Origin of the sequence: Natronoflexus pectinivorans (assembly GCF_004345615.1) — a bacterium.
Classification (GTDB): domain Bacteria; phylum Bacteroidota; class Bacteroidia; order Bacteroidales; family Marinilabiliaceae; genus Natronoflexus; species Natronoflexus pectinivorans.
This window is the reverse complement of sequence record NZ_SLWK01000002.1, coordinates 405,566-420,695: the sequence shown is the minus strand read 5'-3', so window position 1 is coordinate 420,695 and position 15,130 is coordinate 405,566. Positions and strand designations below refer to the sequence as shown.

At 39.0% G+C, this 15,130-nt stretch carries 6 protein-coding genes; all 6 read right to left on the bottom strand.

Annotated elements, in window-relative coordinates:
* Positions 1 to 3 precede the first annotated feature (3 nt).
* Complete coding sequence (locus EV194_RS05040; protein ID WP_132432709.1) at positions 4 to 1,962, bottom strand: fasciclin domain-containing protein; 1,959 nt, start codon at positions 1,960 to 1,962, stop codon at positions 4 to 6.
* Positions 1,963 to 1,972: 10 nt separating this feature from the next.
* Positions 1,973 to 3,535: a RagB/SusD family nutrient uptake outer membrane protein gene (locus tag EV194_RS05035; protein WP_165921803.1), complete on the bottom strand. Its 1,563-nt coding sequence runs from the start codon at positions 3,533 to 3,535 to the stop codon at positions 1,973 to 1,975.
* 183 nt (positions 3,536 to 3,718) lie between these two features.
* Entirely contained in the window at positions 3,719 to 7,009 is a 3,291-nt protein-coding gene (locus EV194_RS05030; protein ID WP_207915911.1) for a SusC/RagA family TonB-linked outer membrane protein, read from the bottom strand.
* A gap of 127 nt (positions 7,010 to 7,136) precedes the next feature.
* Positions 7,137 to 9,707 (bottom strand): fasciclin domain-containing protein, encoded by a 2,571-nt coding sequence (locus tag EV194_RS05025; protein WP_132432705.1) that lies wholly within the window; start codon positions 9,705 to 9,707, stop codon positions 7,137 to 7,139.
* A gap of 698 nt (positions 9,708 to 10,405) precedes the next feature.
* Positions 10,406 to 13,159, bottom strand: coding sequence for a glycosyl hydrolase (locus EV194_RS05020; RefSeq protein ID WP_132432703.1), 2,754 nt, complete (start codon positions 13,157 to 13,159; stop codon positions 10,406 to 10,408).
* Between the two features lie 105 nt (positions 13,160 to 13,264).
* Positions 13,265 to 15,043, bottom strand: coding sequence for a hypothetical protein (locus EV194_RS05015; RefSeq protein ID WP_132432701.1), 1,779 nt, complete (start codon positions 15,041 to 15,043; stop codon positions 13,265 to 13,267).
* Positions 15,044 to 15,130: the final 87 nt, after the last annotated feature.

Below are 15,130 nucleotides of genomic sequence, written 5' to 3'. Positions count from 1 at the left end.
CGTTTAATAAATATCCTCAAATTCCAACACCTCCACGGGAACAAATTCTAGATAATCGAACATAAATTCTCCCGAACGTGCCGCACGCACAGTAAACTCATGGTTTTTTGCCTCGTCAAAAGTATAAATGCCAAGTATTCTTCTTAATGCAGATGGACCCTGGCGTGCAGACTGAGTTGAATGTCCATACCATGTTCCGTTGATGACCCTGAAACTGGCAGGAGCTTTCATATACCCGCGGTTACGCATCATCCGGTCATTCTCAAAACCCTCAGGATCGTTAGGATCGCTGCCCGGTGGAATGTAACCTATTGATGCATGTCCTGCATTTCTGGACAAGTCCAAAGGAATACCGCTGGGAATCCCGTTCCAATACAACTGAGCAGCACCTCTGTTACCTGTTGCTACAAATCCAAATCGAACTTCATAAGTTCCGGGTGGAACAGGTGGGGTAACGATGGTAAACTCATACATTCCAATAAGAAAAACTTCATCTCCCTGATAATTAACAAACCGGTCATCAGAGTTAAAATATCCAAATTCAGTTGTTTCAGAAACATCAACGCGTTCGATATAATTTCTAGGGAAATAATATCTTTCCGATGGATAACCTCCTCTTCTATTACCCACTCGGATATTGTTATTAGTTAATTCAGGGAAAAAACTGGCGGAATTCATTCTAATTCTCTTGCTGGATAGCATCTGCTCAACTTCCTCATTATAGATCAAAATACCGTCAATTTCATGATAAACACCGTTTAATGCGTCATTATCAACATTATCACGAACCAAACGAACCGCTTGTCCGGAAGACGGGATCATATTGAACACATCGTATTCATTATTATCCCTTAAAGTCCTCACTTCCAACAATGTGTTTGGAGCCATTGGTTCAATGTACTCAAACATATCTACAGATTTAACAGAATGACTTTCCGTTGGATTCGAACCGGTATTGTCGTATGCTTCGATCAATAAATGTCGTGGAAGCTTTTTGTTCACCAAGTGATATGCAATAAACCTGTTCAAACTATTTCTCCTGTTTGTGATGTCTTCAATACCGGAATCATTGGGATACATTCTGTCATAAACAGTTGCTGCATAGGCAGCCATATCTTCCAAAGAGTTTATCCCATGTTCGGCAAATGTATCATCACTAACTGCGAAAATGGTAAAACCATATAATCTTTCCTGGGGAACAACATTTAAACTTCCAATGTTATTAGTCACTGGTAAATCCGCATATTCGGCCGGAATAACATAATCCTCATCTCTTATCTTCAGCAATTCCTGGTAAAGCTCAGTTTCAATCAGAGCTTGATACATAAGAGAAAATTGATCATCCTGTGAAAAGGCTTCAACCACGGTCAGATCACTGGGCTCTATAACTTTATCTATAACATGTATAATACCATTATGAGCAGCTATATCACGATTACGAATAACAGAAAGTTCGTTCACAACAAAATTATATCCTCCATTTGTACTCTGGATTTGGATGTTTAATGATCGACCAGTCATGGTTAGATATGGAAGAGTTCCTGCTGTGAACTCCATAGATGGAACCTCAAAGTTTCTAATGATGTGATCATGTACAATTCTGCGAATTGTATCAACCGGAAAATCTTCTACAGAAGATTTTCCTCTGGAACTATACAACGCAAGCATGGCATCGTTTTCCGGTAAAAAAACCGTGTATCTTCCATAGGCATTTAACAATCCCATTACACCGGATAACTCCAGCATTTTTTCAAATTCAGAAAATCTCTCAGGACGCGCCTCAATATACTGACCAATTGTTTCGCCTCGAAAAGTGTAGTAGTTTTCACCAATATCATCATCATTGCAACCACTAAAGAAACCAACCGACAAAACCAACATGATAACAGCCAGCGATTTCGTCAACACATTCATTACTTTGAGTATGTTTCTTTTTTGATTAAAAATATTTTTTCTATCCATAATATTTTATTTACCAGTTGATAGATTGATCACTTAACAAATAATAGGGGTTTTGTTCCAAAGCCCGGTTGTTCCTTAATTCATTGATGTGAATAGGAAGATAGAGCGCATCCATGGACGACAGTTTATCCGTAGGAAGAGAGGTAACTTTGCGTGCTACCACATTTAGCAGCGATCCGGGATTATTCTCCCGACGTGCAATACGCAGCAAATCAAAATAACGCTTCCCTTCGAACATCAGTTCACGCTGACGCTCTCTGTATAACAATCCCTCCAATTCCAACCTTGAATTATAATGATCAAGCAAAAGTGGTTGTTGATCTTCCTCAATATTGGAACGCATATAAACAGCATTAATCAATTCCATAGCTTCAGAAAAATGCCCCTCTCCCATTTGGATCAGAGCTTCAGCCTTCATCAGCTTGATGTCTGAAAGGCGATAAAATATCCAGTTCGCGGTATTAGACCTGTAAAAATATGAACTGACTCCGCTGGCGCTTTCAGTTCGCAAGCCTACATACTTGAAAGGGAAAACCATATCAACCATGGTTCTGACAAAGTCCTTTTTACGGATGTCATCTACACTCTCAATCACATTCCCGGAATTAGGTCGGTTGAAAATTCGGAAAGTATTAGTGGGACTGACCAAGTTATAATTAAGTTGCCAATGCCCTATGGTACGTCCGCTTCCCCCATAATAATCGTAAATAACTTGGTTAAAACGGTTATCAGTATCAAATTGTAACTCAAATATGGATTCAGTGGAATTTCCGGTGTAAAACACTTGCTGTAACAGAGTCTCACCGGGAACGAGGCTGAACTGAGAATCATTGATGATGGCATCAGCCATGGCTACACTCTCTTCATACTTTTCGCGCCACAGATAAATATCAACCAACAGTGCACGAATAGCGTTTCTTGTAACACGCCCCTTAGTATGACGATTGGTTTCAAAAGTCTCTCTCGCATAAATTAAGGCATATCTGAGATCCTCTTCCAGGTTATCAAGTATTTCATCTTCTGGTGATTTAGGCACGCGATAATCCTGATCATCATCGATACTTGGTACCTCTATCCACGGTACATCACGAAAAGCACGAACCAAATAAAAATAGGACAATGCTCTGATTGTTAACACCTCGGCTGTAAGAGCGCGTAACCGATTTTCCGTAAAATTCTCGTCACGTCTAACGACTTCGGGAGCAAAGTGCAAGAATGTATTGCAATAGTTAATAGTAGTATAAAAGGCACCCCATTGAGCATATCGATTATTAGGAATGATATCAAAATTCATCATTCTCAACATATCTGTAGCAGCGCCACCATCTTGTGGCAAGCTTCCAGGCATAATATTGTCTGAACGCACCTCTCCCCACATCAGCATGCTTTCCATTGCTCCATATTCAGTCAAGGACTGATAACATGCGGCCAAAACCTGCATTACGTGACTTTCATCTTGCCAGAAATCCTCTAAAACCACTTCGCCTTCAGGCTTGATGTCCAGCCAGTCATCACAACCGGAAAAAACAAAGATCAATCCGGTCATCATCACTATTGAAAATATCTTTTTCATTAGAATATAATTTAATTTATTCATTGACAGAATACTATGGACATAAGTTCTTGCATAATCGGAATTCATTCTATTCTTGTTGCGACACTCTCTCATGCTCATATATTATTCAATTTGTTTTTCAATCTAAGCTTCGCCAGATGTCATTAAGAAAATCCGGCTGATAATATTTCTAACTCACGGTTAAAAAATAGCCGTCACACCTATGGTAAAATCTTTAGATCGAGGTGTACTTGACCTGTCAACAGCAATTCCCCTCCAATCTGTCCCTACCTCAGGATCCACACCGGAATAATTGGTCCATACATAAAGGTTGTTTACAGTCAGATAAAAACTAAGTTGTTGGAAATAGTTTAGTTTATTGCTCGGCACTGAATAATTAATGGTGAGGTGGCGAAATCTTAAGAATGAACCATCCTCTACGAAACGGTCACTTCCTAACCAATTGTATCCATGATTAAAAAGTGCTCTTGGGATATCGGTTTCATCACCATCTTTACGCCAACGCCAGTTCACGGCAGTACTCTGGTTGTTATTTGAATGCATATTCTCAGCATGCATCTTGGCGTGATTCACAATTTTATGACCTACACGAAAGTTAAAAAACGGGGTCATTCTCCAGTTTCTAAAACGTACGGTGGCTCCAAATCCACCACTAAAATCGGGGTTGGAATCTCCAAGATAAACGATATCCAATTCATCTATTGAACCATCATTATTTATGTCTTCATAAATGGCATCTCCTCCTCTAAACTGGTATTGGTTACTGCGGCCGTATGCGAACATCATTGGCAACGGATCACCATTGGCATCCACAATGACATTTCCATTTCTATCGCGAGCAACAGGTGCACTCTCCTGAACTCCTGGAATATACTCATCGTATTGGTAAACTCCCTTAAAACGGAATCCATAAATTGATCCAAACGGATTACCTTCCTGAACACGCGTCAGGTAACTACCATTTTCAAAATTGAAATCAGAATTATAATTATCCAGGATATCATCTCTAAGCTCAACAATGGTATTAACAAAATTAGCTATGTTGAAGTTAAAGTCAATGGTCCAGTCATTGGCACGTATGGCATTGCTGGTCCACATTTCTATCTCCCAACCTTTGTTATCCATGGTTCCAACATTCTGCCAAGGAATTAGACCATGACCTGAGGATGAAGGAATTGACAAGTCTTTCATTAACAAATCCTCCGTTCTCTGATCATAAAGATCCAATTTAAGATTGAATCTGTCATTAAGAAATCCCAAATCAAATCCATAGTTTAATGAAGTGGTGGTTTCCCATCTCAAATCTGAAAGCTGTAATGTTGATGGACGGGTAGCACTCATATCCATATAACTTCCATAAGGAGCATAGCGACTGAAATGAAGATATTCATGGGCGGGTTGGTTTCCGGTAATACCCCAACTGGGTCGAACCGCCAACATGCTTAACCAGTTATTTGAAAAATCCATAAACCTTTCATCAGAAATGATCCATTTTGCAGATACGCCGGGGAAATTTCCATATTTGTAGTTATCGCCAAACTTGGTGCTTCCATCACGCCTGAATACTGCACTCAAAATATATCTGGACATGTAGGAATAGTGTCCTCTCAAAAGCAATGCATTTGATCTGTAACTGTATCGATCTGTGTGAAAGTCATTAATAAAACCCAAAGCGGATGCATCCACGATTTGTCCTGAAGGTAAATTAGCAGTTGCGTTTCTGTGCCTCATATTACTTCCGGTTGTGGCCTGAACAGAACCATAAAGCAACAAGAAATGGTTGGGATTTGCTATGTTGGGCTGCCAGGAAATATTATGGTCGGTATAGACTGTAACATTCTCAGAATCGTTATGGTCGGCAAGATTTACCATCTCATTGTTCCAAACCAGATTGGATGCTTCGGCCGGCAAGAATCTTGATACTTTGTCGTTATTCACATCAAAAGAGACATACATGTTATAACGCAACATCTGCCTGTCAGTCCTGGGCAGCATATCGTACTGCAAACGGAATGTTGGCAGAATTCTATAATTCTGCACGTTATTGGTAGCCAAATTAGCTATGGCCACGGGATTAAACATATCTCTCTGAGCAGCATGCAAATCAGAATCTCTGGAAATATTGTAATAAATATTGGTGCTATTTCCTTGTAAATCCTGCTGGTAAACACTAACGTTTGGCATTTTACGGTAGGCCAAATCCAGAATTGTAGGTGCGTCGTTATTTACACGCCAGGGACGATCATGGTCTGTATATGTAAACGAGAACTCCGATATGAATCGGATCCTGTCAGAAACGGCGTAATCAAGATAAGCACGTGAAGATATCCTGCTTAAACTATTTCCGATTACAGTACCTTGTTCTTCCAAGAACCCCCCGGAAACCCTAAACCGAGCGCGTTCACCTCCACCGGTCAGAGTAATATAATGATCATGTTTGTAACCGGTTCTGGTAACCTCATCAAACCAGTTTACATTATTGTTAAAATTCTGGTATTCAGGAAATGTAGGGTCATACATCAATTCAGGAATATTCGCTGCCGTTTCATTTTGAAACGGGTTAAAATAAGCCTGTCGTATCATCATGGTATAGTCATCCCCCGTAAGCATCTTGATGCCTTGAGGAATGGTGGCGCGTGACAAACGATAAGAGTACTGAACCCTGGTGGGACCTCTGGTTCCTTCCTTGGTTTTAATTTGTAAAACCCCATTGGCTCCACGAGAACCCCAAATGGCTGTTGAAGCAGCATCTCTTAACACAGTGATCTCTTCGATATCATCCGGATTAATACTCAACATGTTTGCAAATTGCTCCTCATTGGCACTTGAGAAGTCAAAACTTGGATCGACTGGTTGTTCATATGGTATACCATTTAATACAATCAATGGTTGCGCATTGGCATTAATGGAAGCAGTCCCTCTAATTCGCATGGTTGAGCCACTTCCGGGGTCACCGGAGGAACCTACAATATCAAAACCGGGAACACGTCCCTGTAGTGCATCATCCAAGGATGTTACCTGAACTCCCTCAAACGCTTGGGAACTAATTGTAGACATTGCCATGGAAATCTCTCGTTGAGGAATCGCAAAAGCCCCGTCTGAGTACGTACGTTCTGCAGTAATGGTAACATCCATCAACTCCTGAATCTCCTCTTGCAGTTGAACATCAATTCGTCGCTGATCGCCAACTTCTATGGATTGACTAACAAAAGATATAAAACTAAAAACAAGACGGTTCTGTGGGTTTCGAACAACAAGCAGATACCGCCCATTTAAATCTGTTACCGTGGCACCTACCATCCTATTGGTGTTATCGATCTCGATAACATTTACTCCTATAAGAGTTTCACCATCGGTGGCCGAAGTAACAGTTCCCTGAACCACTACATTGCTTTCCTGAGCTTGCATATAATCTCCGCAGAGAAAAAGCATGCAAAGTATGAATGTTAATGCTGAAAAATTAATCTTCATCTGATTATAATTATATATTTACCAGGGATAAACCCTATTAAAATAAATTCCATTCTCGATGTGATGTGGGATAATTTTTCCCACTTTTCATGCCGTTTATCTTTACTCTAACCATGACAACCTTATCTTATTCAAACCTTAACACATTATCAATTTGATGTATTACAGCTGTTGAGGAAGTTGTTATAGACGAATTGGTATAAAGAGCACTTTCGAGATTCACAACATTTCCTGGGTTTGAATTAAAAATATAATCCCTGGCCATGATGTTATAAAGACCACTATCGGTTCTAACTCTGGCACTTACCACATCTATATTCTCTTCTATTTCCGTGGTAAGAACAAGGTCTTCCCCACTACTTTGAGCTCTAACACGATAATATTTATCTTGATAGGTTCTAAAAAGAGTCTCTTCATCATCAAGTTTAATGGTAGAGGTTTGAAATAACCCTGTGAAAGCTTGACCTCCTATGAAAAGTGAATTATCCTGAAAATGATATCTGATAAATCTTTCAAGTTGATCAATGGCTGCCTGACGTGCAGGTCCTTCATCCATATCTTCAATTCCCTGAATGCCCGGTCTACTGATCCATGGAGATATTAATCCCTGCTCTATGGCATCATTAACCGCATCATTTGTGGGAACATAAACTGTATAGTGGAAAGTATTGAAGAATCTTGTTGAAAAATCAATGCCAAAAAAGTTATTCCCTGTTACAAAAATACGTCTATCCGGATCCTGCGATGTAGCAGGGGGAGGAAAACCAGACATGAGATTAAAAAACTCGTTAAACTCAGGTGTTTCGCTTAATATAGCATAAACAGATCTAAGTGGCGTTTGAATTGGCTTATCAATAAAATATGTACGTCCATTCTCCTGATTGTAGACCTCTGTAACATTTACGATGGCACCATTTTCGATATCACCACCACCTTGAATTGTTAAGTTCTCGCCAGCACCCTGAATACGTATGGTATTATTCCCTTTCGTCCTGTAATAACGAGCACCGGACTCAACATCGCCAATAACAATATGAGAATCGAGCAGGTCAAGCAAACGATTTGCTAAAAATGCAGAGGTCGTAATAACTCTCAAAGAGTCTCCAATTGTTTGATTAAATGGGTCGTACTCATAAACAGTGGCATTTACAGCCTCTGTTTCGGTATTATACCAAAATTTAAGTGCCGCTTTTTGGTCCATTCCAAAGGCATACGGATCAATGTAATTCTCAAAAAACTCATCGGTTGGTACAAAAAAGCTATAACGTGAAACCAGGGAGTTCAAATAGAGTCGGAAGTCATTTTGACGGATTCCCCAATTGAATACTCTCGTGTCTTCACTAAACAAAACCGGACCGTATATAGAGATAAAATCATCTGGAGGATACACATTGCTCGTGTGATATACGACTCCATTAACCCCTACATAAGCACTCTCAATATCAGAAGTTGAAATAGGAATCGGAGAGTTCTCTGCATCTCTCAACCGATGAAAACGAGCAGGTACCGATTCAAGAAAAGAGGTTCGCATATGTCTTCTGAGTAACAATGCGGCTATGTCATCAGGAACATTTTCCCAGCTTCCATAACGATCTTTCAGTATGGCACCACTCCCACTGTTAAAATAAAACTCCATTGTTTCATCAGTAGGTACGAAAATGGCACCCATATCAGCCTGTAATCCTGCGGAGGTAGGATTTTGATAACTATTCCAACCGGGATTAAAAGGCAACCAGTATTGATCACTAATCATAGTAAAATCCGGATATTGAATTCGTCCTCCTACCAGACTGAAATACTCTTTTGTGTATATGGTATCGTTAAATCCGGGGTTAATCTGGCGATAATTATCAGTTAAATCCATGGCAGGATAAGGAGCACTAAACCGCTCAAGTAAACTAGAAAAAATTGTGGTACGCTCATTTTCTGCAATGTGTTGTGCCATATTTACTCTGGGAACAAGAACCTCCTCCAAAATATGAATGTATCCGTTTTTACAGGTGATGTCCCTTTCAATAATTCTGCTATCAAAGATAAATGCGTCATCCCCACTTCTTTGAACACCAGTAATTAATTCGAAATCGCTGTCGCTGATACCAGCTCTGCGCAAAGGTCTGTCGAGAAAATGAACAAGCGGCCATGGAGAATCATCTTTTACAAGATAAAGACCCGATTGGCGGAATGAATCCCAGTGTGGTCCGTCAGGTAATTGTGCTCCAGATTCAAAACCTACAGTATCAAGAACTGAAATAGACGAAGCACGACGTAAAGCGGTTCCTCTGTTTAGCTGTCCGCTGCCATAGAAGTTAGCCAATGTTTCAATTAGGTAGGCATTATCAATGGAACTAAAGTTAAGTAATATATTCTTTTGAGCTAACGAAAGTTCTTCATAGCGGGTAACACCCCAAGGATTACCCTGAAAAAACCTCTCAAACGCTTCATCATTGGCAGCAAACACGGTTTTACTGCCTGTGCGCTTCATCACCTCAGCGTACCCAACATCATCAATAATCCGCAGATAATAATTGAAATTACCATCCTCTGCCAGATAATCATAGATACTCTCACCAAGCCACTCTGGTTCCTTTTCGGTATATAGGTAATCATCCTCGCAGGAAACCATCGCAAGCATTCCTGCCAGAAAAAAGAAAGCCGTTATGACATAACGAGAATTTCGTTTCCAAATTCTTTGCTTCATCTTAATATTAAAATTTAATTAAAGTATGATGATAAATACAATAAACAGACTTCTGTGATATTGGGTGATAGGAAGGACATTCTTTACAGTAATTATGACTCTTTTGAAATAAGTGTTAAAAAAAATCTTTTTTAACACTACAAATATATTTTCTCATATTCTATATGTTTTGCAATAAATCAACATAAACTATAAGAAATTCGACAAGCGTCACAACAACCTCATTTCATGATCATTAAATATGCACCGAAATCAAATTAACACAACCATCTGATAATATATCTGAATGATTTCAAGTACATAACACTTTTATACAATTAGAGCAGAGTGTAAAATCGGATCTAATTTTTAAAAATCTTGGGTAATGAAATAAAAGGCGAATTCAATTAAAGACCAAAGAATGATGGGATAGTATAAGTTGAAAGCATAAAAATAATAAACCAAAATGGAATTTCATATAAAACAACCACAGCAAAACACAAACTTTAACACTAATCTAAAAAAATTACACCACCCTGATTATCTGATTGATATTTAAACAAAAATAAAAATACAGACTGTTAAAAATGATTAAAACCTTCCGTTAAATATTAGCACAAATTCGATTATAACATTTCAAAAATTCAATAGTAGTTAAAAAAAAGCCGGGTAATCCAATTAAATTGAACTACCCGGCTGAAAAAATTAACACCTTCAAATTATTGCTTTAAAAACCTGACAGGTTGATGATCCTCTACTTTCAGAATATAAAATCCTGATGGCAATGAACTCACATCTATCTGGTTTATCGCAACTGTTTCAATCTGTAACCTTCCAAACATATCTACAACCTCTATTTTTGCAGGTTGATCAATATTCAAAAACAAAACTCCTCTTGTGGGATTTGGGAAAATCTTTAGGCTGTTAGAGTTTTGGATTCCTCCAATACTGGTTGACTGATCGGCAGCAAAATCGATGATCATCCATGCCAATACATCGGATTGGATAGGCACTATAGCACCGGACATCTCCCTTTGTCGTAACAAATTCACCGATCCGGCCTGAAGGTTATGATGCCTTACAACAGATGCAAATGGATTATTTGTTGATTGCAAGCCTGCAAAAACCCCAGGCTCCGAATATGTATTATCAAAGGTTATATTAACAGGTTGAGATGTTATTCCTGAACCTTCTTCTGAGCGTCCAACAGTGATTCTTTTGCCATCAACTTCTCCGGTACCGGTTTCAATAGCCAGATAATTAATCCGCTCTCCAAACACATTGGAAGTAACTCCTTCCTCTTTTCTGATGGCAACCTCAAATCCCTCAGTGGTAATATTCCTTACCGCTACAACTGTCGCGAAATTGTTACTGTTGGACACCTGTGTACAGAACACAGCTGGAACTGTCTCAAAGGACTCATCAAATGTTACTGCCACCCAATCCTGAGTAACTCCTGTAACAGCTTTGGTTTCGGCTTTTAATCCTCCAAAATTATAATTACCTGCAACCAATGCTATGGTAGATAATTGATCAATTGAATTGAAATTTGGATTGCTGATGTAATTCCATGGATGCAAACGGAAATTAAATGAATTTACAGAAGCCGAATTGACCCTGGTTGAATATGCTACAACGTTTTGAAAAGATGGAGCTCCCAACAAAACCATCGGATTTTCAGAAAATCTTTCGGCGAATATCACTCTTGACCAATCAGGGTTGTTAACAGGAAATTTTCCTGCCTGAATTTGTTGGTCTCCCTCTGTTTGATAGAAAGAATATTCATTGGAATAAACATACCCCCCAAACATAGACTCTAAACCCAGACGATAAGTTGTAATCCCTGAAACATTTGGATCCACAGGGTCAGCAAATGTTCGAACCGAAACATCACTGGAATTATAAATTACTTCAAAGCTGCCATTCCCGGTTTTCTTCTCAATAATATAGGATTGAGATAAATCACCATTGGGATCAGTCCACGACAAACTAATGCTGTTGGACAAGGTTAAATGTCTTCCTGACAATTCAGGCTTACGGTACGACCAGCTTGGAATAACTTCAAAAGCTGAATTATATCCTATAGGAGGTGTCGTACTGGCATAATATGCACCTGCAGGTGTAAACTCTCCATTCTGGAACATCTCACGATGCGCCTCTACCCAGCTATAAATAGAATATCTTTCAACAAAAGAAGTGGTATCAAGAACATTAAGAATTCCTTGCAAATCGTTTAATTGTTTCTGCAACTTATCTTCCCAGGATTCAGGCCACCACTCATTGGTCCAGTTGGCTCCGTTGTTCCACTCCTTGATCCAAATTGGACGACCTCCTGTGCGCTCATGTACATGAAGAAGCCTGTCGTACCATTGTCTTGGGGTCATTCCGCCCCAATATGCATGTATAACAACAAAGTCAACTCGATAGTCAAGCTCATCACATTTGTCAATAAAATTAAATAGAGACCAGTTGTTAAAGGGATCAGAAGTTGCCGGGGAACCAATTCGGAGTCCGGACTTCATATATTCAGGCCACATGGCCAAAGCAGCATCAAAAGTCATATTAGCCTGATCGGGACGATCTGGCTCATTGAATCCCATCAAATGGGAGATGTTCTGCTTGTTATTAATTTCATTCCAACCTGGCCAACCAGCATTATGCTTGTTGGGTACATATTCATAATCCAATGAAGTGTTCCCTCCTGCTCCCCAGTCATAATACCAGGTCGAATTTGTTCTTCTAACTTCATCCATATTCCAACCGGCCCATCCTTTTTTACTGACCCATTGATGACGAAATACCCGAACAAATGAAACTGTTCCATTTAATAGTTCAGGCATAACATCGATTTCAACATCTTCCTGATCGGCGATAAAAACCCGACTATAACCTAAACCATCAGAATTAACAGCAAATGTTGCCTGATACCCTCTTTTAAGAATAAATGACCGAATCTCATTGTTGAAATCACCTAAATTGTTGTGGTAGGTGTGCAAATCCAACTCACGTGATTCGCCTTCAAATCCTTCTTCAGTGAAAACCGTCAATGGCCGAAAACCTGATCCGTGAGGCATTAGCACAGCTCCATGAGCATAAATACCGATACGACCGTTTACTCCATGCTGAAAAGGTTCACCATTGACTAAAATATTGTCGATATAATTTTCATTTACAACAGAAGGTTTAATATTTAAAAAGAAAACCCAACCATCCACATGATTTAAAGAGATTGTGCTATTAACTAAAGGATTTTCATCCGCAGTAATATGCAGCTCATAAGGTTGATCCAAAACCCGGTTTTCATTCTCAAGAAATTCAACGACTTCAGGAGTAATGGCCATGGTCGAGAACATCAGCAAAAACACCGGGATAGCAAAAACCAGTCTAAGTCTGTTTCTGACTGATACCAGTTTATCTAAGGAAATAAGTTTTGATAATAAACCTTCTCCTATGGAATAGTAATGTTTATTCATTTGAAAAAATATATTTAAGTTTCTGGTTAAACGTTTCTTCAATTATATAACTCTAATAGAATATTGCTGTTTCCATGAGTGCAAGTCATAATTTGTGATATTAAATTACCAGTTACCAAGACCATCCAAAGTCATAGAATAAACTATTTTACAATGGTTTATAAGATCCTGCTCCGAACTGTACTCATGATAAAAATTCAACCCATAAGGCCAAAAATGAGCAGCATCTCCATTTAGTCTTGCAGTTGCATTTCCTGTAAGATATCTTAGCATCGATGTGGCATTAGCACCTTGGTACACCCCTCCAACAATCAGGTTACTCCTCCAATGATTTGTTGTTCCTACCCCTACAGTATGAGCAATTTCATGCATAGCAGTTACCTTTTGCATGGTATTTTTGTTCCCAAAGCGAATGGTTCCGTTAAAGTTACCATCAGCTGTTGGAACATCGGGATTATAATATACATTTAGATGCTTTTCAAAAGCAGTATACTTATTATAATAATATAATGCCTCATCCATAGCAACTGTGATCCGCTCGTATGCATCCAACTCATCTGCCGTTGGGTTAGCTGATCGGTGTAAAGTATAGGTAACATTTGCTTTATTAGTAGTGAAGGTTATTTCAGGGCCATACGCGATTCCTTCCCCATTGATGGCAAAACCTCTTACATAGTATTTTGTATTCGGTTCAAGCCACTCAATTCTTGTTCGATAAGTTCCAGTTCCTTCACCTTCTATTATATGATTGTACTCTATTGTAGGATTGGGTTCTTTGCTCCAGGATACTCCGCGGCTGGTAACAGGTGAACCTCCATCATTTGGAACACGTCCTAAATAGTTGGCAGTGATACCTGTTTGGCTCTCAATTCCTCCAGCAAAAACCCGGGCCAGTTCAGCAGCGTCTGTTTCAACTACCATTTCTTCACCATAACTGACGCCTGTGCTGTTGATAGCAAAAGCACGGAAATAATAAGTTGTAGAGCTATTTAAGCCGCTTACTGTTGTGACAAACTCTCCGATACCACCATCCTCATCCTCAACAAATGAATCGTCTATCTCAGGCATACCAGTTGTATTCCAGCAAACGCCCCTTGAAATAACGGATGTGCCCATATCATCTTCTATTAAAGCTCTAATCTTTATAGAATTGGCAGCAACTTCTATAATTTCTGATTGTCCAATTTTTGCTACTTCTGTTTCAAGAGTATTAAAAGAGTATTCCTCTCCATAAATTACTTCTGCATCAATAATCGCATAAACCCGCACATAATATGTCTTTCCACTTTCAAGATCGGATAAATCAACAATAAAGGAACCGTCCTGGTCTATCTCCTCACCCTCCACTTTATTAGATTCCATGTCAGGTGTTGTGTTAAAATCCCATACTATGCCATACTCTTCCAAATCAAAACCTTCATTTACTTTTACGGCAGAAATAACCCTGGCAGATGTATATGAAACATCAGTAACATCTTTGATTAAAATCTTACTTGTAGGACTTTTGTCTGTAATAAAGCTTACATCATCGCTGTATGCTATGCCTACTTCATTAATAGCAAATGCCCGGACAAAGTACTCTGTCCCGCTTTTCAGTGAAGTGATCTCAACAGAAAAAATTCCATCAGGACTTTTTCCTGAACCTTCCACATACAAATTATCTATATCGGGTGAAGGATTAACATCCAGGCAAACGCCATAACTCATAACAGAAGAACCGCCGGTTGAGATTATTTGAGCTAAAACTGTAGCCGAAGATTTGGATATATGATCAACCTCCATCGCAGCAACAACCGGCAACGATTTGGAGTCCTTATCATCAGAACAACCAAAGGCAATAAATATAATTGCTAACCCTAAAAACACTAAAGAAAGACTTCTCATATTATGATGATTATTTTAAAAATTTAAATAAATGCTTTTTAATAAATACTGTAGCACACAATTTTATAGTTTTTAACATTTCAAAAA

Coding starts and splice junctions, on each gene's coding strand:
- EV194_RS05035 (WP_165921803.1), bottom strand. CDS start 3,535: ATGAAAAAGATATTTTCAATAGTGATGATGACCGGATTGATCTTTGTT.
- EV194_RS05015 (WP_132432701.1), bottom strand. CDS start 15,043: ATGAGAAGTCTTTCTTTAGTGTTTTTAGGGTTAGCAATTATATTTATT.
- EV194_RS05040 (WP_132432709.1), bottom strand. CDS start 1,962: ATGGATAGAAAAAATATTTTTAATCAAAAAAGAAACATACTCAAAGTA.
- EV194_RS05020 (WP_132432703.1), bottom strand. CDS start 13,159: ATGAATAAACATTACTATTCCATAGGAGAAGGTTTATTATCAAAACTT.
- EV194_RS05025 (WP_132432705.1), bottom strand. CDS start 9,707: ATGAAGCAAAGAATTTGGAAACGAAATTCTCGTTATGTCATAACGGCT.
- EV194_RS05030 (WP_207915911.1), bottom strand. CDS start 7,009: ATGAAGATTAATTTTTCAGCATTAACATTCATACTTTGCATGCTTTTT.